21 protein-coding genes are annotated in these 23,255 nt (G+C 63.8%); 7 read left to right on the forward strand and 14 right to left on the reverse strand.

Translation table 11 applies throughout. The features are described 5' to 3' along the window. Window positions 1-513 precede the first annotated feature (513 nt). Both G3N58_RS11780 and G3N58_RS11785 read left to right on the forward strand, forming a co-directional pair. Complete coding sequence (locus tag G3N58_RS11780) at window positions 514-2,409, forward strand: FAD-binding monooxygenase (protein WP_167040103.1); 1,896 nt, start codon at window positions 514-516, stop codon at window positions 2,407-2,409. A 20-nt stretch (window positions 2,410-2,429) separates the two neighbouring features. Next, complete coding sequence (locus tag G3N58_RS11785) at window positions 2,430-2,867, forward strand: MarR family transcriptional regulator (RefSeq protein WP_167284294.1); 438 nt, start codon at window positions 2,430-2,432, stop codon at window positions 2,865-2,867. A gap of 22 nt (window positions 2,868-2,889) precedes the next feature. On the opposite strand, the gene G3N58_RS11790 is transcribed toward G3N58_RS11785, so the two are convergent. The 7 genes from G3N58_RS11790 to G3N58_RS11820 all read right to left on the reverse strand — a co-directional run bounded on the left by G3N58_RS11790 (window position 2,890) and on the right by G3N58_RS11820 (window position 10,457). Next, window positions 2,890-3,399 (reverse strand): MaoC/PaaZ C-terminal domain-containing protein, encoded by a 510-nt coding sequence (locus G3N58_RS11790; RefSeq protein ID WP_167040099.1) that lies wholly within the window; start codon window positions 3,397-3,399, stop codon window positions 2,890-2,892. A gap of 86 nt (window positions 3,400-3,485) precedes the next feature. Then, window positions 3,486-4,364, reverse strand: coding sequence for a sugar phosphate isomerase/epimerase family protein (locus tag G3N58_RS11795; protein WP_205999235.1), 879 nt, complete (start codon window positions 4,362-4,364; stop codon window positions 3,486-3,488). Between the two features lie 37 nt (window positions 4,365-4,401). Then, window positions 4,402-5,565 (reverse strand): dihydrodipicolinate synthase family protein, encoded by a 1,164-nt coding sequence (locus G3N58_RS11800; protein ID WP_205999236.1) that lies wholly within the window; start codon window positions 5,563-5,565, stop codon window positions 4,402-4,404. 40 nt (window positions 5,566-5,605) lie between these two features. Continuing rightward, on the reverse strand, window positions 5,606-6,463 hold the full coding sequence (locus G3N58_RS11805; protein ID WP_346778261.1) for a shikimate dehydrogenase: 858 nt from the start codon (window positions 6,461-6,463) through the stop codon (window positions 5,606-5,608). Next, complete coding sequence (locus G3N58_RS11810) at window positions 6,460-8,064, reverse strand: CoA-transferase (protein ID WP_205999237.1); 1,605 nt, start codon at window positions 8,062-8,064, stop codon at window positions 6,460-6,462. Before G3N58_RS11810 ends, G3N58_RS11805 begins: the two co-directional genes overlap by 4 nt. A gap of 216 nt (window positions 8,065-8,280) precedes the next feature. Beyond that, window positions 8,281-9,624, reverse strand: a complete 1,344-nt coding sequence (locus G3N58_RS11815) for an MFS transporter (RefSeq protein WP_167284290.1) — start codon at window positions 9,622-9,624, stop codon at window positions 8,281-8,283. Window positions 9,625-9,698: 74 nt separating this feature from the next. Further along, window positions 9,699-10,457, reverse strand: coding sequence for an enoyl-CoA hydratase/isomerase family protein (locus tag G3N58_RS11820; protein ID WP_167040089.1), 759 nt, complete (start codon window positions 10,455-10,457; stop codon window positions 9,699-9,701). A 437-nt stretch (window positions 10,458-10,894) separates the two neighbouring features. On the opposite strand from G3N58_RS11820, the gene G3N58_RS11825 reads away from it, so the two are divergent. Continuing rightward, window positions 10,895-11,497 (forward strand): TetR/AcrR family transcriptional regulator, encoded by a 603-nt coding sequence (locus tag G3N58_RS11825; protein WP_167284289.1) that lies wholly within the window; start codon window positions 10,895-10,897, stop codon window positions 11,495-11,497. Window positions 11,498-11,653: 156 nt separating this feature from the next. Here the strand turns inward: G3N58_RS11825 and G3N58_RS11830 are convergent, their stop codons facing one another. The 4 genes from G3N58_RS11830 to glcD are packed head-to-tail and all read right to left on the reverse strand — an operon-like array spanning window position 11,654 to window position 15,914. After that, a complete protein-coding gene (locus G3N58_RS11830) occupies window positions 11,654-12,055 on the reverse strand; it encodes a heme-binding protein (RefSeq protein ID WP_205988721.1) in 402 nt (133 codons plus the stop codon). Between the two features lie 18 nt (window positions 12,056-12,073). Continuing rightward, window positions 12,074-13,291, reverse strand: coding sequence for a glycolate oxidase subunit GlcF (glcF, locus tag G3N58_RS11835; RefSeq protein ID WP_205999238.1), 1,218 nt, complete (start codon window positions 13,289-13,291; stop codon window positions 12,074-12,076). Between the two features lie 11 nt (window positions 13,292-13,302). Further along, a complete protein-coding gene (gene glcE / locus G3N58_RS11840; RefSeq protein WP_205999239.1) occupies window positions 13,303-14,418 on the reverse strand; it encodes a glycolate oxidase subunit GlcE in 1,116 nt (371 codons plus the stop codon). Next, window positions 14,418-15,914, reverse strand: a complete 1,497-nt coding sequence (glcD, locus tag G3N58_RS11845; protein WP_205999240.1) for a glycolate oxidase subunit GlcD — start codon at window positions 15,912-15,914, stop codon at window positions 14,418-14,420. Before glcD ends, glcE begins: the two co-directional genes overlap by 1 nt. Window positions 15,915-16,143: 229 nt before the next feature. Between glcD and glcC the strand changes: the two genes are divergently transcribed. Next, window positions 16,144-16,929, forward strand: coding sequence for a transcriptional regulator GlcC (gene glcC, locus G3N58_RS11850; RefSeq protein WP_167284284.1), 786 nt, complete (start codon window positions 16,144-16,146; stop codon window positions 16,927-16,929). A 24-nt stretch (window positions 16,930-16,953) separates the two neighbouring features. On the opposite strand, the gene G3N58_RS11855 is transcribed toward glcC, so the two are convergent. Together G3N58_RS11855 and aceE are read right to left on the reverse strand one after the other, a co-directional pair. After that, complete coding sequence (locus G3N58_RS11855) at window positions 16,954-17,577, reverse strand: NAD(P)H-dependent oxidoreductase (protein ID WP_167040075.1); 624 nt, start codon at window positions 17,575-17,577, stop codon at window positions 16,954-16,956. Between the two features lie 61 nt (window positions 17,578-17,638). After that, entirely contained in the window at window positions 17,639-20,323 is a 2,685-nt protein-coding gene (gene aceE, locus G3N58_RS11860; RefSeq protein WP_205999241.1) for a pyruvate dehydrogenase (acetyl-transferring), homodimeric type, read from the reverse strand. 167 nt (window positions 20,324-20,490) lie between these two features. Between aceE and G3N58_RS11865 the strand changes: the two genes are divergently transcribed. After that, window positions 20,491-20,943 (forward strand): MarR family transcriptional regulator, encoded by a 453-nt coding sequence (locus G3N58_RS11865; RefSeq protein ID WP_205999242.1) that lies wholly within the window; start codon window positions 20,491-20,493, stop codon window positions 20,941-20,943. Between the two features lie 43 nt (window positions 20,944-20,986). Here G3N58_RS11865 and G3N58_RS11870 read toward each other — a convergent pair whose 3' ends face one another. Beyond that, window positions 20,987-22,045: a pyruvate dehydrogenase gene (locus G3N58_RS11870; RefSeq protein ID WP_241017078.1), complete on the reverse strand. Its 1,059-nt coding sequence runs from the start codon at window positions 22,043-22,045 to the stop codon at window positions 20,987-20,989. A 190-nt stretch (window positions 22,046-22,235) separates the two neighbouring features. Here G3N58_RS11870 and G3N58_RS11875 point away from each other — a divergent pair, with 190 nt between their 5' ends. Together G3N58_RS11875 and G3N58_RS11880 are read left to right on the forward strand one after the other, a co-directional pair. Beyond that, on the forward strand, window positions 22,236-22,904 hold the full coding sequence (locus G3N58_RS11875) for a glutathione S-transferase N-terminal domain-containing protein (protein ID WP_167040068.1): 669 nt from the start codon (window positions 22,236-22,238) through the stop codon (window positions 22,902-22,904). Between the two features lie 4 nt (window positions 22,905-22,908). After that, a complete protein-coding gene (locus tag G3N58_RS11880; RefSeq protein ID WP_167040066.1) occupies window positions 22,909-23,232 on the forward strand; it encodes a multidrug efflux SMR transporter in 324 nt (107 codons plus the stop codon). Window positions 23,233-23,255 lie beyond the last annotated feature (23 nt).

A 23,255-nucleotide genomic window follows, 5' to 3' on the forward strand; every position in this document is an offset into this window, starting at 1 on the left:
TTGCTGCAAGCGCTTGCGGCGAGTGTACGCCGAGCGTTAAGCGCTTGCATGATTCAAGCCCCTTTTATCCGTGTTAATCCGGAGAGCAAATTTCATGCTGAATCTGCAATGCATGCTTTATGTTGGTTAATCGTAATTATCGTATTGAAAATGTTATAAATATTGTTTGTTATTTGTAATGTCAATCGGGTGCCTATTAGGCTTCAGGCAGAGCCATGAAACAGGGGGTGACAGGCTTGCTTCACTCGAAGTCATATAGCCCGACATGCGCGAGCGTGCCGATAGACCGGCATGCAGGGACACGAGGCGTGATGGCCCGATTACCGGCCATCGCGACAAAAACCGTCGTGCGGCAAAGCGGGACTTGCGCAACGAAAGCCGCACATCAGGCCGGTTCCGATGCCAGATTCCAGGGTAAACATCAGTGAGTGCATGAAGTGCTTGGAAAATGGTTGGTGTACGGAGTATATTCGTCTTCACAGTGCCACCCACACGGAATGGAGGAAGACAGTCATGCAATTTCATCTCAACGGTTTTCGCGTCGGCGACCCGACCATCGAACCCGCCGCGCAAGGCGCGCCTCGCGCCGGCATGCCCGAGACGGTCGACGTGCTGATCGTCGGCAGCGGTCCCGCGGGGCTCGTGCTGGCGGCGCAACTGTCGCAGTTCCCGTCGATCAGCACACGCATCGTCGAGCGTCGCGGCGAAGCGTTGCAGATGGGGCAGGCGGACGGCATCGCTTGCCGTACCGTCGAAATGTTCGAGGCATTCGGGCTCAGCGATCGCCTGTTGCGCGAAGCCTACTGGGTCAACGAAACGGTGTTCTGGCGTCCGGACGTGAATGATCGGAACGCGATCAGGCGTACCGGTCGTGTTCAGGATACCGAAACAGGTCTGTCGGAATTCCCGCACGTGATCGTCAATCAGGCTCGCGTGATGGACTATCTGCTCGATTCGATGCGCCGTTCCGCGCAGCGGCTCGAGCCGGACTACGGTCTCGAAGTCGTCGACGTGCAACGCGACGATGCGCACGACTATCCGGTGCGCGTGACGTTGCGCCATACCGATGCGGCGCAAGGCGACGCGACGATAACGGTGCGCGCGCGCTATGTGGTGGGTTGCGACGGCGCTCGCAGCCGCGTGCGCACGGCCATCGGACAAACGCTGCGCGGCGACGCGGCCAATCATGCCTGGGGCGTGATGGACGCGCTCGCCGTGACCGACTTCCCGGACATTCGCCTGAAAGCCGCGATCCAGTCCGCCGGCAAGGGCAATCTGCTGCTCATTCCGCGCGAAGGCGGGTATCTGATCCGCTTCTACGTCGATCTCGGCGAAGTCACGCCGGAGAATCGCGACAGCATCAAGCAGGCCAACGTCGAGCGCATCATCGAGACGGCCCGGCAAATCCTGCATCCGTATTCGCTCGACGTGAAGGAGGTCGCATGGTTCTCGGTGTACGAGGTGGGGCAGCGCCTGACGGACCGCTTCGACGATGCGTTGACTAGCGAAGGCACAGCGCGCGAGCCGCGCGTGTTCATCGCCGGCGATGCCTGCCACACGCATAGCGCGAAGGCCGGGCAGGGCATGAACGTGTCGATGCAGGACGGCTTCAATCTGGGCTGGAAGCTTGCGGCGGTGCTGGAAGGTCGCAGCGGCGTCGAGCTGTTGCGCACGTATTCCGACGAGCGTCAGCCGATCGCGCAGGAGCTGATCGATTTCGACAAGGAATGGTCGGCGATGATGGCCGCGCCGCCGAAAGATCCCAACCGGCCCGAAGCCGGCGGCGTCGATCCCGCGGAATTGCAGGCGTATTTCGTGCGCGCCGGCCGCTATACGGCGGGTGTCGCGACCCGTTACCGGCCGGCCATGCTGACCGGCGAGGCAACGCATCAGGCGCTCGCGAAGGGCTTTTCGATCGGCACGCGCTTTCACTCGTCGCCGGTCGTGCGGCTCGCCGATGCGAAGCCCGTCCATCTCGGCCATGCGGCGCGCGCGGACGGCCGCTGGCGCCTGTATGCGTTCGCGGATGCGAATCGCAGCGCGCTGCATGCGCTGTGCGAGCATCTCGCCACGTCACCCGATTCGGTGCTGCGGCTCGCCACGCCGGAAGGGGCCGACGTGGACAGCGTGTTCGATCTGCGCGCGGTGCTGCAGCAACCGCATCGCGACGTTCGTCTCGAAGACCTGCCGGCGTTGCTATTGCCGCGCAAGGGACGCTATGGTCTCGTCGACTATGAGAAGGCATTTACGAGCGATGCGGCAACTGATATCTTCGACGAACGCGGTATCGATCGCGAACGGGGTGCGCTCGTCGTGGTTCGTCCGGATCAATACGTCGCCCATGTGCTTCCTCTGAATGCCTATGCGGAACTGAACGCCTTCTTCGGGCCGATTTTCCGCCTGCGCTAAACCACGCCGATACTGCCAAATTGCCGACCCAACACGACCCCGATGCGCTCTCGAAGTTTACGGGCAGCCTCGTCCGCCGCGCCCAGCAACGCCATGCGGCGGTATGGCTCAGCGAAGTTTCCACCGAGATCACGAGCGTCCAGTACGCGGCGCTCGAAATCCTGCGGCACACGCCCGGCGTCAATCAACGGCAACTCGGCGAAGGGCTCGACGTGGATCGCTCGACGATTGCCGATCTCGTGGCGCGCATGGTGCGCAATGGGCTCGTCAAGCGATCCGACGATCCCGCCGACAAGCGCAGTTATCTGCTATCGCTGACCGCGGCCGGCAACAAGCAGCTTGCGGCCTTGCGGCCGCGTGTCGAGGAACTCGAGCGTGTGTTGACCGCAAGGCTGACGCAACGGGAATGCGAGGAGTTGCGGCGGCTGTTGTCGGCGTTGTTGCCGCCGAAGGGGTAGGGGCGGGGCCAATGTCCCTTGCCTACCGGTCAAAAGCAGGCTCCTGCTTCATCATCAGCAGCGTCTCGCCGTCCTGCACCGTTTCGCCGCGCTGGTTGAGCACCTTCAGATACAACGTCGCAATGGAGCGATCGTCGCGTCGGGTCGGACGCAGAGCTTTTACTTCGACTTCCACGTGAATGCGATCGCCTATCAGCAGCGGCGCGCGAAACGCCCAGTTCCAGCCGAGCGTTGCGATGCCCATCAGCCGCACGGGGCAACGTGTCTTCAGGCCATCGGCCAACGACAGGCCGAGCAGTCCATGCGCGATCCGGCCGGAAAAGCCGGCTTCCTGTGCCGCGACATCGTCGAGATGGATGTCGTAGAGGTCGCCCGACACGCCCGCGAAGTTGACGACGTGCGTTTCCGTGACCGTGATGCCCGACGTCAGGAAATGATCGCCAATCCGGATGTCTTGCGCGGCGTAGGTGCCGGGTTGCAGTCGCCGCCCTTCACGAGCCGGCGTTGTTGTTTCATGGGTTTCCGTAACCATGTCGTCTCTCCTTGTTGTGTTCCTTCATCGCCGCGCGGCACTCCGCCGGCGAAGTGTGGATGGGTAACAGCAAGCGTCGGCAAACATCAGCACACCGATTGCAGCCGTTGTGCGCAGGTCGAGAGCACGCTGTCCGGTTCGACCGTCCACCAGCGATCGCGCGAAAAAATCTCCACTTCCACCATGCCGTCGTAGCCGGCTTCCTCGATCTGCCGACGAAAACCCGCCAGATCGACGACACCGTCGCCCATCATGCCGCGGTCCATCAACATGTCCCGCGTATCGGCGAGCCAGTCGCAGACGTGATACCCGAGTATCCGCCGCGCGCGTCCGGCCGCCGCGATCGATTCGGACAGCAGTGGGTCCCACCAGCAGTGGTAGACATCGATGGCGACGCCGAGTAGCGCCGGATCGTCGGGCGCGATGGACTCGCACAGAGCGAGCGCCTGCGCGATCGTGTTGACCACCGAGCGGTCCGCCGCATACATCGGATGCAAAGGCTCGATGGCGAGCGGCACGCGCAGCTTGCGTGCCTCGTCGTACAGTTCCGCGATGCCGTCTGCGACCTGCTGGCGCGCTCCCGCAAGATCGCGCGGTGCCGTGCCGGCGCTATTCGCCGGTCCTGTTCCATTCACGCCGCCCACGACCATCACGAAGCATCGTGCGTCGAGTTCCGCCGCATCGTGCAACGCGCGCCGGTTGCTTTCGATAGCCGCGCGGCGCTCCGCCGGCGTGGCGCCTGTCAGATAGGCCGAGCGGCAATAGCCGCTCACACTCAGTTGCAAGGCGCGCAGCTGGCGCGCGACGGCCGGGGCGCCGGCCGCTTCGACTTCCTGCCGCCACGGCGCTACGCCACCGAAGCCCGCGCGGGCGATCCGGTCCAGCGTGAGCGCGATCGGCTCGCGATGCCCGAGCGTCGCGGTATTGATGGAACAACGGTGTAGCTGGTTGTTCAGCGATTCCATGCGTCGTTTCTCCCTGGTTGCCGCTTCAGTGGCCGTATCAATTGCCGCAGCCCAGCGTTTCCATGACGCGCCGCATGCGCTCGACGGCCAGCTCCGGATCGCGCAGCAGATTCGCGGTGTCCGCGAGACGGAACACGTCCGCGAGATAGCGCGGCGGACGTGCGCCGTGATGGCCGCCGAGCATGAAGAAATGCGGCTGGAAGCCGTTCAGGTAGGCGAGGAAGACGACGCCGGTCTTGTAGTATTGCGTCGGCATCCTGAAGATGTGGCGCGATAGGGCGACGGTGGGGGCGAGCAGGCTGTCGTAACGGGCCACGTCGCCTGCGGCCAGCGCGGCGAGTGCCTGCGACGCGGCGGGTGCGATCGCATCGAAGATGCCGAGCAGCGCATGCGAGAAGCCCTGTTCGTCGCCCTTGATCAGCGCCGGATAGTTGAAGTCGTCGCCGGTGTACATCCTGACGCCGTCGGGCAGCCGGCGGCGGAACGCAATTTCCTTGCTGTCGTCGAGCAGCGAAATTTTGATGCCGTCTATCTTGTGCGCGTTCTGCGCGATGATGCCAAGGCATACGTCGGCGGCTTCGTCGAGATCGTCGCTGCCCCAGTAGCCCTTCAGTTCCGGATCGAACATGTCGCCGAGCCAGTGCAGTATCACCGGCTGGTCGCACATGGCCAGCACTTCGCGATAGACCCGCGCGTAATCGTCGCGGTGCCGCGCAACGCGGGCGAGCGCGCGGCTCGCCATCAGGATCACCCGGCTGCCGGTGCGCTGGATTGCATCGAGCTGCGTGGCATAGGCGCGAATCACGTCGTCGCACGACGTCGCAAGATGCGCGGGCAGATGGTCCGTGCCGCAGCCTGACGCGATGAGTGCGCCCGGCAGGTCGCGGGTTTCGTTCATCGTGCGCTCGACCAGTTCGAGCGCCGTTTCCCACGTGAGGCCCATGCCGCGCTGGGCCGTATCCATCGCCTCGGCGATGCCGAGTCCCTGGCCGATCAGATAGCGGCGATATTCGATCGTGCGTGTCCAGTCGATCGCGCACGGCTGGTTCAGCTCGCCACTTCGAAGCGGATCGGCGACGACGTGCGCGGCGGAATAGGCAATCCGGCTGAACGGCGCCGTCGCGGGTTTGACCGCTAGCGGCTGGCCCTGGAGCGTATAGGGTTCGAGCTCGCCTGAGGAAGTGGGAAGAACGATGTGCATGATGATTGTGAATGGTTTGGGCAGGCGTAAGCGGCGGGCTTTACGCGGGTGTGTCGGAGAAACACGAAAATGAAGCGGGCACGTCGATGCCGAAGAACGTGGCGAATGCGGCCAGTTGTCCCTCGATCATCGGACGCCCGTTGGTCGCTCGACAGCCGCATTGTCGCGCGTGCGCGAGCAACGGCGTCACGGCGGGCGTCATGATGATGTCCACGACCTGCAGCGACGCAGGGAACGCGCCGAATGACGCGGGCATGCCGTCGCCGGGCCGCATGCCCACGGGCGAGCAGTTGATCAGCAGATCGATGCCCGATACGTCGGCCGGATCGATATCGACGCTGACCTGACACGCGGGGTGGAAGCGGTTCAGGCGGCCGGCGAGTTCATCGGGCAACGCGCGGTTGGGATCGCTCAGCGCGAGGCTCGCGACACCCGCACCGGCAAGGGCGAACGCGACGGCCGCCCCCGAGCCGCCCGCACCGAGCTGCTTGACGCGCTTGCCGCGCAGCGCAAAACCGATCCGCTCGAGTCCCATGACGAGCCCCGTGCCGTCGAACATATCGCCGAACCAGCTACCGTCCGGCTGCCGCCGCATCACGTTGATCGCGCCGACCTGCGCCGCCGTTGCCGATACCGCATCGACCAGCGCCATCGCGCTGACCTTGTGCGGCACGGTCACGACGAGGCCATCGAGATTGGCCAGCGATTTCAGACCGGCCACGACCTGCGCGAACGATGCAACCGGTGCTTCGAACGGCAGACAGACGGCGTTGATGCCGCCCGCGGCGAAAAGCGCGTTCATGATCTGTGGCGTCTTCACCTGGGTGACCGGGCTGCCGAGAATGCCGAACAGACGCGTCGAGCCGTCGATGCGCGATGCCTGCGTCGCGCCGCTCACAAGCGGTTCTCCCGGCGCGCGGCGAGGCGCGGATGTTCCGGCCACGCCTGTTCCGACATCGCGGCGTCGAGTCCCATCGGCTCCGGGCGGAACAGACGCTCGTCCATCAGCTTGAGGTCCGGCGAAATGGCGGGTCGGAATGCCATATGTGCAAGGACGTCACGCTCCAGATCGATACCCGGCGCGATCTCGATGAGTTCCAGGCCGCCGTCGATAGTACGGAACACGGCGCGTTCGGTGACGAACAGCGTCGTCTGATTGCGCTCGCGGGCGAACGGTCCGTTATACGACACCTGCTGCAGCTTCGGCACGAACTTGCGGTGCGCGCCTTCGCGCGGGATGCGCAGCTTGCCGTCTTCGCAGGCCACCTGGAGACCGCCGGCTGTGAACGTGCCGCCGAACACCATCTTGCGTGCGTTCTGGCTGATGTTGATGAAGCCGCCCACGCCGATCAGCTTGTTCGCGAACCGGCTGATGTTGACGCTGCCCTGCGAGTCGATTTCGACTGCCGAAAGAAAGGCGATGTCGATTCCGCCGCCGTCGTAGAAGTCGAACTGGTACGGCATGTCGATGATCGCACTGTAGTTGCGCGCGGCGCCCGCATCGAGGCCGGCCGCCGGCGCACCGCCGATCAGCCCCTGTTCGTTGGTCAGCACGATGTGATGCAGCACGTCTTCCTCGGCCGCGACGAGTCCGATGCCGGTGCAGACGCCGGAGCCCACGTTGCATACCGCGCCGACGCGCAGTTCCATCGCCAGCCGGCGCGCGATGATCTTGCGTTCGTCGAGCGGCAAACGTGGAAAACCGCCGAGCGGAATGCGCATCTCGCCCGAGAACGCCGGATCGTAGGCCGTCTGATACGTGACCGGCTGATCGGCCTCGACCACGACCACATCGACGAGCATGCCGGGGATCTTCACCGTCTTGGCCGGCAGGGTGCCGCGTTTCGCGAGCCGCTTGACCTGCACGATCACAAGCCCGCCGTTGCGCTTCGTGGCCTGTGCCATCGACAGCATGTCGCCGAAAATCGCTTCCTGCTCCATCGAAATGTTGCCGTCTTCGTCGGCGGTCGTGCCGCGCAGAAAGGCCACGTCGATGTCGAACGGTTTATAGAAAAGCCATTCGCGTCCCTCGATCTCGATCAGGCTGACGAGCGTATCGTCGCTGGCGGCACCTTGCCGGCCGCCGTCGTTGCGCGGGTCCACGAACGTGTGCAGACCGACGTGGCTGATCAGGCCCGGACGGCCCGCGGCGATTTCGCGTGTCAGTTGCGAGAGCGCGCCTTGCGGCAAGGTCCACGCCTCGATCTCCTGGTTCAGCGCCATCTGCGCAAGCGGCGGTGAATCGACGAGCGTGCCGCAGACGACGCGCTTGAGCAGCCCGGCATGCGCGAGTCGCGAAGCGCCCCGTTCGCCGCGGTCGCCGAGTCCGACCGGGTGTACCGAGGTGAGCCGGCGCGGCTCGCCTTGCGCGAGAAAGCGCCGCTCCAGCGCCTCGATCAGCGCTTCGGGCACGGCATGGCCGCTGCCCGATCCGCCGATCATCAGGGTATCGCCATCTTTCAGCATGCCGGCTGCTTCGTCGGCGCTCAGAATCTGCATGTCTTCTACTCCGTAGGGTCGCGTTCTGGTCACGCAGGGCGCCGCGCGCCGTGCCTCGTATCGAGCCGCAGCGCCTCGCAGGAAGCGCTGCCGGGACCGCAAAAACTTACTTTGGTAAGGGCCGTTCAAAATGGCGCCCGCGCCGGGCAGCGACAACTGCCCTGGATCGGACGTCGCGCCGGGAACCGCGTGGCCGCATGTTCGCGGCGCAACGGATCAGGCCGTCGAGCCCGACTCCCGGAGCACCTGCTGTTCATCCTGATGACGCGACAGACGCTTGCCCCACAGCGCGGCGATCAGCGTGAGCAGACAGAAAACGGCGAGGAACAGCATCACGCCGGTCGGCTTGCCGTTCGCGTACGCAACGAGCGCCGTGGCGATGAACGGCGTCGGGCCGCCAATGATTGCGCCCGACAGCTCGCGGCACATTGCGATGCCGGAGAAGCGGTATTGCGTCGGGAACAGGTTCGACAGGAAGGAGCCCTGCGCGCCGCAGGTGCAGCCCCAACTGATGCCGTAGACCGCGCTCATCGCGATGGTCGCGAGCACGACGTCCTTCGAGTCGATCATGTGGAAGAGCGGCCAAACGAGGCTCAGCGCGATCAGTGCGCCGGCCGCGAACACGTTGCCGCTGCCGTAGCGGTCGGCCAGCATGCCGCCCACCGGCGCGCACAGCAGCGAAAAAGCCAGCGCGATGATCAGGGCGATGAGACTGTCGGACTTCGCCATCCCGAGCGTGTTGGTCATGTAGCTCAGGGCAAACGTGTTCAGCACATAGCTGAGCGCCTGATGGCCGCCCATCGCGAGGAAGCCGCACAGAACCTCGCGCCGGCTATTGCGGAAGAGTTCGGCCACGGGCACTTTCTCCTTCCTCGCGCGTTCACTGGCCTTTTCCATCGCCGCGATATATTCGGGCGTTTCGTCGAGCTTCGAGCGGATATAGATCGCCACTCCGAACAGCACCAGCGAAATCAGGAACGGCACGCGCCATGCCCACGAATACAGGATGCTCTCGGGCACCGATGAAATCACGAGGAACGTCGTGATCGCTATCAGCACGCCGAAGTTCGTGGCGGCATTGGGAATCGAGGTAAAGAACGCGCGCCGTGACGGCGGCGTGTACTCCGCGATCAACGTGATCGCGCCGGCCAGTTCCGCGCCCGCGCCGAAGCCCTGCATCAACCGCAGCAGCACCAGCAGGGCCGGGGCGAGCATGCCCACCTGCTGATAGGTCGGCAGCAGGCCGAGGCCCACGGTCGCCGCGCCCATGATCGTCACGCAGAACACGAGTGCCGGTTTGCGCCCGTACTTGTCGCCGATATGCGAGATCACGATGCCGCCGACAGGGCGGATCACGAAGCCCACGGCAAACGTGGCGAAGGCCGCGAGCACGCCGGCCAGTTGCGACAGTTGCGGAAAGAAAAGCTTGTTGATGATGAGCCCCGACGCCGCGGCGTAGAGGCCGTAGTCATACCACTCGATGATGGTGCCGAGCGTCGACGCGAATACCGCACGTCGGATGTTTTTGCGGCTAACCTGCTGCGCATGTGCATGCTGCATAGCGCTGTCTCCGTTTCTCTTGTCAATGATGTTCCGCGGCGCACCGAGAGGCGGCGCGGCGCACTGTTTGCCCGCTAGGAACGCTTCGGCCGCTCGCCGAACGCGTTGGCTCCTTCTTCGTAGTTGCCCGAGGCGAAGCACAGCGACGTCAACTCGTTCTCGTAGCGGATGCCCTGATCGACGGACATCGACAGCGCCGCGCGCACGGCCGCCTTGACCGACTGCGTCGCAATCGGGCTGAATTCGGCCATCTTCCGGCACAGCGCCATCGCGGTATCGACCACGGCCGTGTCTTCGACCACGATCTCCACCAGACCGATGCTGTGCGCCTCGTGTGCGTCGATCGAGTCGCCGGTGAGCAGCAGCCGCATGGCCTGGCCGTAGCCAACCAGACGCGGCAGCATTTGCGATGCACCGCCGCCGCCGACCCAGCCGCGCAAGACTTCCGGCGCGCCGAACTTCGCGCTTTGTCCCGCCACGCGGATGTCGGCGCCCAGCATCATTTCGAGTCCGCCGCCCAGCACCCATCCCTTGAGCGCCGCGACGACCGGCTTGGTGAATTCGCGAATGACCATCGCGTAGTCCGTGCGCCGGCGGAATTCCCACGCAGTCCGATACGTCTTCAACGTATGGAGATCGCTGCCGGCACTGAAGGCGCGTTCGCCTTCGCCGCGCAACAGCACGACGCGTACGTCGTTATCCCGCTCCAGTTCCTCCCTGATTCCAACCAGCGTTTGCGTCATTTCCGGCGTCATCGCATTCATTTTTTCCGGCCGGTTGATGACGATTTCGGCCACGGCTCCGTGGCGCCTGAGTAGAACGTGCTCCTGCATTGTGTCTCCTGATTCTGCTGCTGCATGCAGCGCGGTTTCCCTCGATCGCGACCCATATACTTACTTACTAGTAAGTATTTTTTCGTGAAGATACCAGCTTTGTTTGAGACAGGCAACGGGGATTTTTGCTAGCGTCATGGCTAGCGCCTGGCGCCGTCCGCAATGGGTCTGCGACGGGTGACGGGAAGTGGGGGAAGTGTTTTGCCGGCCGGCTGGCCGGGCTCGGGGATGGACTGCTTCGCTGCTGGGGCGCGGGGGAGTCGTGTAGAATCGGCGCCATCAATCGTGCCGGACCGTTGTGCGCCGGCTGCCCGCAATTACACGAGTCACGCCTGCTGCTGTGTTCCGCATGAGGCCGCTCTCATCACACCGTTTTTCGCCGAGGTGAGACGTTGAGTCAGAACGACAAGACAACTTCCGGGCCCAAAAAGCCTTCGATGTACGACAGCATTAAAGAACTGGCAAAGAAGCTGCTCATTGCACACGGTTATCACAAGACCACGTTCGGCGTGATCGCCAAACAGTTAGGTATCACGACGACCAATATCCACTATCACTTCGGCAACAAGAACAGTCTCGTTGAAGAAGTCGTCAAGGATTATGTCGACGCGGCAATCCACGGGCAAAAGAGCATCTGGCTCGATGAAACGAAGTCGCTACAGGAAAAGGTGCAGGGAGAGATCGCCTATAACCGCAATCTGTACAGGAAATACAACCCGGGCGGAAAGACCCATCATCCCTGGAGTCTGATCGGACGTCTACGGCTCGAAAGCGATGTGCTCAGCGACGAAGCGCGCGCGACCCTCGTCAGGTTCACGACCGAAATTCACGGCGCAATCGAGACAGCGGTCGGATTCGCGATCCGCAGCGGTGAGTTGAAACGCGATACGCCGAAGGAGGACCTGATTCTTCTATTGACTCATCTTGCCGACAGCCTTTCGGTATTCGCACAGGACGCGGGGGGATTCGAACGGGTCGAGCAATTCATGAATGCGTTTTCGCGCGTCGTGTTGACGAAATACACGCGCAATTCAGGCTGAGAGGACGGAGGTCCTGATTGAGGTACTTCTAATGCGTGCCGAGTCGTCCGGCACGCGGTGCTGCGGTCAGTCCGCGATGGATTGGCCGCAGCTATGCAACGTCGCGCGATCTTCGATGAACCCGACGTCGTGGACATCGGGAACACACTGACTCCCTCACGCCAGCGCCTGCGCTCCCGCTTTCGCGACCTGCGCATCTTCACCCGGCTTCACGCCGGACACACCGACGGCGCCCACCACCTGCCCATCGACGGTAAGCGGAACACCGCCTTCCAGCGTCGCGACGAGCGGTGCGCTCACGAAAGCGGTGCGGCCGCCATTGATCATTTCTTCGTAGAGGCGCGACTCGCGGCGTCCCAGGGCCGAGGTGCGCGCCTTGCCGATTGCCATCTCGGCGCCGATCGGCGCGCAGTTATCCAGACGCAGCAGGCCGAGCAGATGGCCGCCGTCGTCGACCACCGCGATGGCGACGGGCCAGTGGTTTTTTTCCGCCTCGGCGCGAGCGGCGTCGAGAATGCGCGTGGTTTCCGCGAGGGTGAGTACAGATTTGGTTTGCATGTCGGTCGATTCCCGGAGTTATTGAAGCGCGTCTTCGATAAGTTCGATCCAGTGCTGCACGCGCGTGCGATTGGCACTGGCGAGGTGAGTCTGACAGCCGATGTTGGCCGTCGCAATGAGGTCGGGCTGGCCGCTTTCGAGCGCGTCGAGCTTGCGCTCGCGCAGCGTTGCCGCCAGTTCCGGCTGCGTGATCGAATAGGTGCCCGCCGAGCCGCAGCATAGATGCGCGTCGGGAACGTCGGTCAGGTCGTAGCCGAGCCGCGTCAGGATCGCCTCGACCGCACCGCCGAGCTTCTGCGCATGCTGCAGCGTACACGGGCAATGAAAGGCGATGCGCTTGCGCTCGCCGGTTTGCAACGCGTCGAGCGGTTCGCCGCGGAGCACTTCGACGAGATCGCGGGCCAGCTCGCTCGTCCGCTCGGCCTTGGTTGCGTAGAGCGGATCGTCGCGCAGTAAATGTCCGTACTCCTTGACGAATGCACCGCAGCCGCTCGCGGTCAGCACGATCGCTTCGGCGCCCGCCTCGATGGCGGGCCACCATGCGTCGATATTGCGGCGTGCGCGTGCGAGGCCCGCGTCCTGCGCGTTCAGGTGATAGTCGGTTGCGCCGCAACAGCCGGCCTGGGGCGCCGCGATCACGCTGATGCCGAGCCGGTCGAGCACGCGAGCTGTGGCGGCGTTCGTGTTCGGCGACAAGGCAGGCTGCACGCAGCCTTCGAGTATCAGCATGCGACGGCTGTGTCTCGCCGGCGGGCGAGGCTTGGCCGCGACCTTGTCGACGGGGATTTTCTGTCGCAGCGATGTGGGCAGGAAGGGCCGCGCAAGACGGCCCGCCGTCAGCAGCGTCTTGAATACCATCGGGCGCGGGATGACCTGCCGCAGCCCTTCGCGCAGCATGCGCTCGCCGGTCGGCCGCGCGACCCGCCGCTCCAGTTCGGCGCGGCCGATGTCGAGCAGCGCGTGATAGGTGACGCCGGAAGGGCAGGTCGTTTCGCAATTGCGGCAACTCAGGCAGCGGTCGAGATGCTGCTGGGTTTTCGCGCCGACGTCCTCGCCTTCGAGCAGTTGCTTGATCAGATAGATGCGGCCGCGCGGGCCGTCTAGTTCGTTGCCGAGGACCTGATAGGTCGGGCAGGTCGCGTTACAGAAGCCGCAATGGACGCAACTGCGCAGGATCGATTCCGCTTCGTCGGCGCGCGCGAGGGTTCGGGCCTGTTCGCTGAGGTTGGTTTGCATGGTGTCTCGCGTCAGAAGTCGGCGTACAGGCGGCCGGGGTTGAACAGGCCATGCGGATCGAGCCGGGCCTTCAGCGCGCGATGCAGGCGCAGCAGCGGTGCGGAGAGCGGCATGAACGGGCTTGCCGCGCCGCGCGGGTCCGGCGTTGCGTCCGCGCTGTAGCGAGTCGCGTGACCGCCGGCGGCCGCAGCGATTGCCTGTATCGACGAAACGTCCGCATGGCTCTTGAGCCAGCGCTGCGCGCCGCCCCAGTCGAGCATGACGTCACCGGGCAGTGCCATGAGCGGCGCGGCGACCGGCAGCGACAGACGCCAGAGCGGACGCGCATCGGCGAAGAAAGGCAGGCGGTGTTCGCGCAGGTCGGTCCAGAACGCCATGTCGAGGTCCGCGCCGCCGATGTGGCCGATGGCCGATTCCACGGAGCCTTCGCCGCCTTCGAGCCGCACGTGCAACAGGCCATCCTCGTAACAGGCGCCGGTGACGGGAAGTGCGCCGCGGCGCCAGTTCGTCAGCGCCGTCATGGCTTTGTCGGCACTCATCTCAAGGACGACGCTGCGCGTCGCGCGCGGTTTGGGCAGTACCTTCAGCGACACCTCGGTCATCACGCCGAGGCATCCGTAGCTGCCGGCCGCGAGCCGCGCCATGTCGTAACCGGCGACGTTCTTCATCACTTCGCCGCCGAAGCGCAGATGCTTCGCCTCGCCGGTGATCAGGCGGCAACCGAGCACGAAGTCGCGCACGGAGCCTGCCCACGGCCGGCGCGGTCCCGACAGCCCGCTCGCGACCGCGCCGCCGAGCGTCGCGCGGCCGTCGAATTCGGGCGGCTCGCAGGGCAGCATCTGACCGGCGGCATCGAGTGCGGCCGAGAGCGCCGCGACGGAGGTGCCGCAACGCGCCGTGATAACGAGTTCGGTCGGCTCGTAGCGGACGATGCCGCTGTGGCTGCGCGTGTCGAGTTCGCGCGCGCCGTTGGGTGCGCCGTCGGGTGCACCATCAGGCACGCCGCGGCCGAGAAACGCCTTGGTGTTGCCGCCGCGCACGCTCAGCGGCGTCTGCGTCGAGATGGCGCGAGCGACCTCGTCGACGAGACGCTGGCTGTCGTCCAGCGGGATCGGATCGTCTCGCATCAGAATCGCTCCAGTTCAGGAAACGGCAGGGCGCCGTGGTGAACGTGCATCGCGCCGAATTCGGCGCAGCGATGCAGGGTCGGAATGTTCTTGCCGGGATTGAGCAGACCTTGCGGATCGAACGCGGCTTTCAGGGCATGAAACAAGGTCAATTCATCGGCATTGAACTGCGCGCACATCTGATTGATCTTCTCGCGGCCCACGCCATGTTCCCCTGTGATGCTGCCGCCGACCTTCACGCACAGCTCCAGGATCGCGCCGCCGAGCGCTTCGGCGCGCTCGGTCTCGCCCGCGTTCGCATCGAACAGGATCAGCGGATGCAGATTGCCGTCGCCCGCGTGGAAAACGTTGGCGACGCGCAGCCCGTATTGCTGCGACAGGCGCTCGATGCCGGCCAGCACGCCCGGCAGTTCGCGGCGTGGGATCGTGCCATCCATGCAGTAGTAGTCGGGCGAGATGCGGCCGACCGCCGGGAACGCGTTCTTGCGGCCAGCCCAGAATTTCTGGCGCTCGGCTTCGTCGCGGGCGAGCCGCACGTCGGTGGCGCCGGCCGCGCGCAGCAGCGCTTCCACCCGCTCGCAATCCTCAATGACGTCGCTTTCGGCGCCGTCCACCTCGCACAGCAGGATGGCTGCCGCATCCACGGGATAGCCCGCGTGGATAAAGTCTTCGGCGGCGCGAATGGCGAGGTTGTCCATCATCTCCAGGCCGCCCGGAATGATCCCCGCGCCGATGATCTCGGCCACCGCCGAGCCGGCCCGCTCGACATCGTCGAAGCTCGCGAGCAGCACGCGGGCGCTCTGCGGTTTGGTGAGCAGCTTCACCGTGACTTCGACGACGATGCCGAGCATGCCTTCCGAACCGGTGAAGAGCGCGAGCAGATCGAAGCCGGGCGAATCGAGCGCGTCCGATCCGAGCGTGACGCGTTCGCCCTCGATGGTGAGGACTTCGAGCTTGAGGATGTTGTGGACCGTCAGGCCGTATTTGAGGCAGTGCACGCCGCCGGCGTTCTCGGCGATGTTGCCGCCGATCGAGCAGGCGATCTGCGACGAAGGATCGGGGGCATAGTAGAGCCCGTACTGCGCGGCGGCCTGCGAGATCGCGAGATTGCGCACGCCCGGCTGAACGCGCGCGATGCCGGCCTCGGGATCGATCGCGACGATGCGGTTCATGCGCGCCATCACGAGCAGAATGCCTTTTTCGAGCGGTAGCGCGCCGCCCGACAGACCAGTGCCGGCGCCGCGCGCCACCACGGGAATGCGCGCCTCGTGCGCATAGCGCAGCAGCGCTTCGATCTGCTCGACGGTTTCGGGCAGCGCGACGAGTAGCGGGGTCGTGCGATAGGCCGAGAGCCCGTCGCATTCGAACGGACGCAGCTCCTCGGCTTCGTGCAGGATCGTCAGGCCGGGCACGCGCGCGCGCAGTTCCGCGACGACGGCGGCACGGTCGTGCGTAACGAGCGGGCCGTCGATCGCTTCGTCATAGCGATAGCTCATGAATGTCTCCTCGCCCTCGCGCGACGGATCGGGACGACCGGCCGGCAGGCGTTGCAGGCGGAATTGTTGCCGCGCTGCCGGCGTCTGTCGATAAGCTGGTCGAGTGGTCGTACCAGTTTTTTATCGGGCTTCGCAGAGCAATTTCTGCACTGACCTTAATATCGTGCGATATCCTGCTGGATGACGATTTGATTCATACCCTTTCCCTAGCTGGTCGTACCACTTGAAAATGCACGATACGAATACCCGCGAGAACGCCGATGTCGCCCCCGCCCGCCAGGTCGCGGACGTCGTGGCGGAACGCATCGAACGGCTGATCGTCGACGGCGTGCTCAAAGCGGGGCAGTCGCTGCCCTCGGAGCGGCGGCTTGTCGAGAAGCTCGGCGTGTCGCGCACGGCGCTGCGCGAAGGGCTCAAGCTGCTGCGCGCGCGCGGCATCATCGAGACCTCGCATGGGCGCGGATCGTATGTCGCCAGTCTGACCGGGCACACGGAGACCTCGCCGCTCATGCACCTGCTCGGCTCGCAGCCGCGCACGCTCTACGACCTGTTCGAGGTGCGCGGCATGCTGGAAGCGGAATCGGCGCGGCTGGCGGCACTGCGCGGCACGCCGGCTGACCATGTGCTGATTACGCGGCGCTATCAGGAGATGATCGAGGCACAGGAGACCGAGGCCGATCCGTCGGTCCACGCGCGCCTCGATCACGCGTTTCATCTGGCGATTTGCGAGGCTTCGCACAATCCGGTGCTGGTCCACACCCTGCAATCATTGACCGATCTGCTGCTCAGTTCCGTGTTCGCGTCGGTCAATAACCTTTACCACCGCGAACAGCACAAGCGGGTGATCGATCGTCAGCATGCGCGGCTTTACAACGCGGTGATCGGCAAGCTGCCGGAGCAGGCGCGCAAGGCCGCCGCCGATCATATCGACAGGGTCTGTGCGAGCCTGCGTGAAATCGAGCAGGAAGAGCAGAGGCTGGTGCGGGCGACGTTGCGGCTCGAAGGGTGGAGTTGAGCGTCCGCTTATGCCTGGAGATACCTAGAAATCCGCCGCCATGGCGAGCGCCCGGGCTTTTCCCTGCTCGATCGCCTGCCGAGGGTCGGCATGCCAGGTGTGCTCCACCATGAGGCTTTTAACGTCGGCCACGCCAATGAACTTGAGCCAGAAGTCGAGATAGTCGGCCTGATGTTCAAACCCGGGATGGCCGCTGCCGGCACTTGCCTCGCGGCTCTGTCCACGCACATGAATGACGAGGGCGCGCGGAATCTTCAGCATCGGACCGTATGCGCTCCCATTGAAGGTGAACAGCATATTGCGCTGGCTGACGAGATCGATCAGTTGTTTCAGCTTGTACGGGTAGCCGAAATTCCACATCGGCACGCCGAGAACGATCCGGTCAGCTTCCTGGAAACGCTTGACGAGAGACTGTATGCGATTCCAGATCGACGATTCGACGCTGTTCAAGGGTTCTTTCGATACCCCTTTATATTTCGCGCCAATGCCCTCGCTGTCGAAGTCGGGCAGGTCTTCTTCCCAGACGTTCAACGTGTCGACCTCGATCGACGTGCAATGCTGGCGATACGCGTCGAGAAACGCATTCGCGATGGTGATCGAGGCTGACGCGTCGCCACGAGGAGAACACACGATATTCAATAGACGCATGATGCCAGGTCCAGATGGGATTGCGATTAGTCAGGTATCCGGTGAATGCTGCCGCCGGTACTCAAACCGTGGCCGGGTCCATCTTGTCGATATCGATACCGTAGCGCGCAATCGCCTCGCTGACTGTCCGGCGCGCAATGGTGCCTTCGTCCGCGAGCGCTTTCAGTGCTGTGAGCACGATGAAATGCCGGTCCACTTCGAAAAACGTGCGTAGCGACTCCCGCGTATCGGAGCGGCCGAATCCATCGGTGCCGAGCGCGATGAAGCGGCGATCGTCGACGAACGGGCGGATCTGGTCGCCGACGATCTTCATGTAGTCGGTCGCCACGACGACCGGACCCGGCCGGCCCTGCAGGCATTGCTGAACGTACGGAATGCGCGGCTCGTCCTGCGGATGCAGGATGTTCCAGCGCTCGGCGGCGAGACCGTCGCGGCGCAGTTCGGTCAGGCTCGTGGCGCTCCAGATGTCGCTGGAAACCGCGAAGTCCTGCTTCAGCAATTCGCCCGCGGCGATCACTTCGCGCAGAATGGCGCCGCTGCCCATCAGTTGTACATGAGGACGCTGCGCATCGTCGCGAGCTTCGTCCGGTGCCACACCGGGCAGCCTGTATAGCCCCTTGAGAATGCTGGCTTCGGCCTCGGGCGGCAGCGCCGGGTGAGGGTAGTTCTCGTTGAGCAGCGTGATGTAGTAGTACACGTCTTCCTGTTGCGCGTACATCCGGCGCAAGCCGTCCTGAACGATGACGGCCAGTTCATACGAAAAGGTCGGATCGTACGAGACGCAATTGGGAATGACCGATGACAGCACGTGACTGTGACCGTCGTCGTGTTGCAGGCCTTCGCCCATCAGCGTGGTGCGCCCGGAAGTCGCGCCGAGCAGGAACCCGCGCGTGCGTGCGTCGCCTGCCGCCCAGGCGAGATCGCCAATGCGCTGCAAGCCGAACATCGAATAGAAAATATAGAACGGAATCGTCGGCAACGCATGATTGGCATAGGCGGTGCCGGCGGCGATCCACGACGCGAACGCACCGGATTCGTTGATCCCTTCCTGCAGAATCTGGCCGTCCTTCGCTTCCTTGTAGTAACTCAGCTGGCCCGCGTCCTGCGGCGTATAGAGTTGCCCGACCGGCGAATGAATGCCGATCTGACGGAATAGCCCTTCCATGCCGAAGGTGCGCGATTCGTCCGGCACGATCGGCACGACCAGCTTGCCCAGGTTCGGGTCCTTCAGCAGCGTACTCAGAATGCGCACGAAAACCATCGTGGTGGACGCACCCCGTTCGCCGCTGTCCTTCAGTTGCGCGGCGAATGCCTCGAGCGGTGGAATCGGCAATGGCGGAACATCGGCGAAGCGGGCCGGAACGTGACCGCCGAGCCGCGTGCGGCACGCCGCTAAATAGCGTGCTTCGTCGCTATTCGGCTCGGGCTTCAGATAGGGTATCTCGTCGAGCTGTGCGTCGCTGACCGGCAGATCGAAGCGATCGCGAAAAGCGCGTACCGCATCGGCGCTCATTTTCTTCAATTGATGGTTGATGTTCTGGCCTTCGCCGGCTTCGCCCATGCCGAAACCTTTGACCGTCTTGGCGAGAACGACGGTTGGCCGGCCCTCGGTGCGCATGGCCTGCGCATACGCCGCGTGAACCTTTTCCGGATCATGACCGCCGCGCGCCAGTTTCCAGATTTCGTCGTCGGACAGATCGGCCACCAGTTCGAGCAGTTCGGGATACTTACCGAAGAAATGCTCGCGCACATAAGCGCCGTTCTGCGACTTGAAGGTTTGATAGTCGCCGTCCACGCATTCCATCATGCGCCGGCGCAGCAGGCCGGTGTGATCGCGTTGCAGCAGCGCGTCCCATCCGCTTCCCCAGATGACCTTGATGACGTTCCAGCCGGCCGCGCGGAAGGTGCCTTCCAGTTCCTGAATGACCTTGCTGTTGCCGCGTACCGGGCCGTCCAGCCGTTGCAGGTTGCAGTTGACCACGAAGATCAGATTGTCGAGCCGCTCGCGGCCGCCGAGCGAAATCGCCGCGAGCGATTCCGGCTGGTCCATTTCGCCATCGCCGAGAAAGGCCCACACTTTACGGCCCTGATGTTCCTTGAGCCCACGGTATTCGAGGTAGCGCATGAAGCGCGCCTGATAGGCCGCCGTGAGCGGCCCGAGCCCCATGGACACCGTGGGGAATTGCCAGAAATCCGGCATCAGGCGTGGATGCGGATAAGAGGAGAGGCCATTGCGGCCCGCTTCGCGGCGGAAGTTGTCCAGTTGCGCTTCCGTTATGCGGCCTTCGAGGTAGGCGCGGCCATAGATGCCCGGTGCGGAATGCCCCTGAATATAGACCAGGTCTCCGGCGAAGTTCCCGGTGCGGCCGCGAAAGAAATGGTCGAACCCGACGTCGTAGAGCACCGCGGCGGACGCGTACGTCGCGATATGGCCGCCCACATTCGAATGCTTGCCTGCGCGCAAAACCATGACCATCGCATTCCAGCGGATATAGGCATTCAGGCGGCGTTCGAGTCTCAGGTCGCCGGGGTAGGCGGGTTGCCGTTCGAGTCCGATCGTGTTGACGTAGGCGCTCGTCACGCGGCCATGCATATCGCCATGTCGGGCGGCATCCCGGTCGACCAGTCGATCGATCAGGTAATGCGCGCGTGGACGTCCTTCCACGGCCACGACCGCTTCCATCGCTTCTAGCCATTCTCGTGTTTCCTGCGGATCGACATCGACGGATTCAAAGACGGAATTCATTGGCACATCTCCAGAATGAGTGGCGGGTGCATCGCTTGCACGAACCGCGGCAAAAAAGGTGTCCACGAAAAACAGCACATTACGATTGCAATTGCAATCGTTAAGGCGGCCATTGTAGCTCCGTAGAGTAGAATTGCAAGTGCAATTACCTCATGGAGTTTTCCGATATGTCCAGAAACGAGCCCGACCTGTGGTTCTCATTCGTCCGCGCGCACCGTTTGATGATTCGCGAGGTCGAGCGGCGGTTGGCCGAGAGCGGCTTGCCCGCTTATGCGTGGTATGACCTGCTGTGGGGGCTGGAAAGCGGCCCTGGCGGCACGCGGCGCATGCACGAACTGGCGGACGTGCTGGCGATTGAGCGCTACAACCTGACGAGACTGGTTGACCGCCTGGAGGAAGAAGGGCTCGTTACCCGTGCCCGTTCCGCCGAGGACGGACGGGCCGCCTACGCGTCGATTACCAGCAGGGGGCGCGCGCTGCGCAAAAAAATGTGGAAGGTCTACGAATCCGCGGTGGCCGAGTTGTTTCTCGCCCAGTTCGATGCAGACGAACAGCGCGTGTTCGCGAACGCGCTCGATCAGGCCGGCGCGGCCGCGCGCGAAGCGGCGCCGGGCAGGTAAGGGCAGGTAAGGGCAGGTAAGGGCAGGTAAGGGCAGGGCGCGGCTAGGTCAGCACATAAGTGCGCAGCGCGGCTTCCAACGTTTGCGCGGACAATGCGCCTTCGTCGGCGAGTGCTTTCAGGGCAATCAGGGTGATCCATGGCGCACCGGGGAAATCCGCGTAGGCCGTGCCGCGCTGCGGCGTTGCGCCGAGCGCCACGAATCGCCCGGGTGCAAATGGAGCGATCTGCTCGGCAATATGCTGTGCGTAGCCGGTGACGGCGATCACCGGCGCCGTGCTGTCGCCGAGGCATCGGGCGATATGAGGCCGTCGTGGCCGCGATTGCGGATGAAGCATGTTCCATCGCGCGGCGGCGCGTCCCTCGCGGGCAAGGCGCGTATAGCTGGGACAACTCCAGACTTCCGCCGCGACTCCCCAATCCTGCGAGAGCAGGCGTGCCGCATGGAGCACGCGCTGTAGCGCCTTGCCCGCACCGCATAGGCGGATTTGCGGCGGCGTTTTTCTATTTCCATTCGTGCTTGCCGTGCTCACTGTGCTTACCTCGGGCGTGAGCCTGAGCCGATACATCCCCTTGATTGCGCCTTGCGCATCGGCACGATGCAATGGGCCGGTGTCGGCGCACGTATCGTCATGCGTCGCCAGATAGTAGAAGCCGGCTTGATGGTCCACGTAAAGCGCTTGCAATGCCGAGCGCAGGATGGCGCGTGCTTCATCGGCGGAAGCGGGGTCGTACGGCGTGCAGTCCGGATGCGAGGCGAGCCAGAGCGGCAGTGCGGGTTGCACGCCCTTGCACCAGATCGATGGTCGCGTTTCGGCATCGTTGCACAGAATGCCCCGTCCCGCCGATTCGAACGACAACATCCGCAGCCGGTCGAGCGTTTCCGAGCCGAATAGATACAGCAGCGGCTTTTCGAACGCATGACGCCCGCTTTGAAACCAGAGCGGCCATGCGCTGGGGAGCGCCCCGTGCGAATCTCGCTGCCGGTTCGCTCTGACGATCGAGATTCGATGCGATACCGAACCGTTGCCGCCGAGACTATCCGCAATGGCATCGATGGCGTGTCGCGGAGAAGTGGCATGGCGTGGGACGCTGCGCTCCATGGCGTCGAACGCAGCGAGACAGGCACGTGCCGCACCGCGTGTTGCGTTTGAAAAAACGGGAGGGCGCAGTGGCGCTGAAGTCATACGGATACCTACGGTTGTTGGACGGCTTGCCAAAAGCGATCTTCAGCCATACGATTGCAATTGCAATTATTGTAATTGCAAAAATATGGAGGCCGCAAGGAACCCTATGTCAAACGCCGACGCTATGACGCTTTACACCGCGGACACGCCCAACGGGCAGAAAATCAGCATCTTCCTGAAAGAAGCCGGCATCGCCTACCGGCAGGTGAATCTCGATCTGTCGGGAGGCGATCAGCACCGTCCCGACTATCTGGCGATCAACCCGAACGGGAAGATTCCCGCCGTGGTCGATCATGAAGCCGGCTTGACGATCTTCGAGTCCGGCGCGATCCTGACCTATCTTTCGTCGAAGACCGGGTGCCTATGGCCTGGCCGGCAACGGGAGCAAAGCACGGTCCAGCAGTGGCTGCATTTCCAGATCGGCAGCATCGGTCCGATGCTCGGCCAGCTATGGTGGTTTCTGCATAGGGCCGAGACTGCCAACGATGAGGCGATCGCGCGCTATCGCAAGGAAGCGTTGCGGCTTTACGGCGTCGTGAATCGACGCCTGGGCGAGTCGGCATTCCTCGCCTTGCCCGAATATACGATTGCTGATATCGCCGCGTTCAGCTGGTTGCGCACCTTCGGCGAACTGGAGCTGGACGTGTCGGCATTTCCGCACGTAGCGCGTTGGCTGACGGTGATCGAGGCTCGTCCGGCGGTCATCGAAGGACTCGCCGCGAACAGGGTGCTGTCGCCGGCTGCCGACGGGCAATCCGGTGAGACACGGGAGTAGCGGTATGGCGTGGGCAACGCTGTTTCTCGCCGCGATGCTGGAGATCGCGATGGGCGTGTCGCTCAAGCTGAACGCCGGCTGGACACGGCCCGTGCCGAGTATTCTCGCGATAGTCGCGGGACTGCTCAGCATCTATCTATTGGCGCGCTCGCTTGCGTCTTTGCCAATCGGCACGGCTTATGCGATCTGGACCGGCATAGGCACGATCGGACTCGTGGTGATCGGCATGGTCTGCTTTCATGAAGGAACGGGCTGGATGCGGTTGTTCTTTCTCGGCCTCGCGCTGATCGGCATCATCGGATTGCGCTTCGCTGAGGCGCCCGGGTAAGGCAATGACGTTGTGCGCAACAT

The sequence above is a fragment of the Paraburkholderia sp. Ac-20342 genome, assembly GCF_017104985.1.
Taxonomy (GTDB): domain Bacteria; phylum Pseudomonadota; class Gammaproteobacteria; order Burkholderiales; family Burkholderiaceae; genus Paraburkholderia.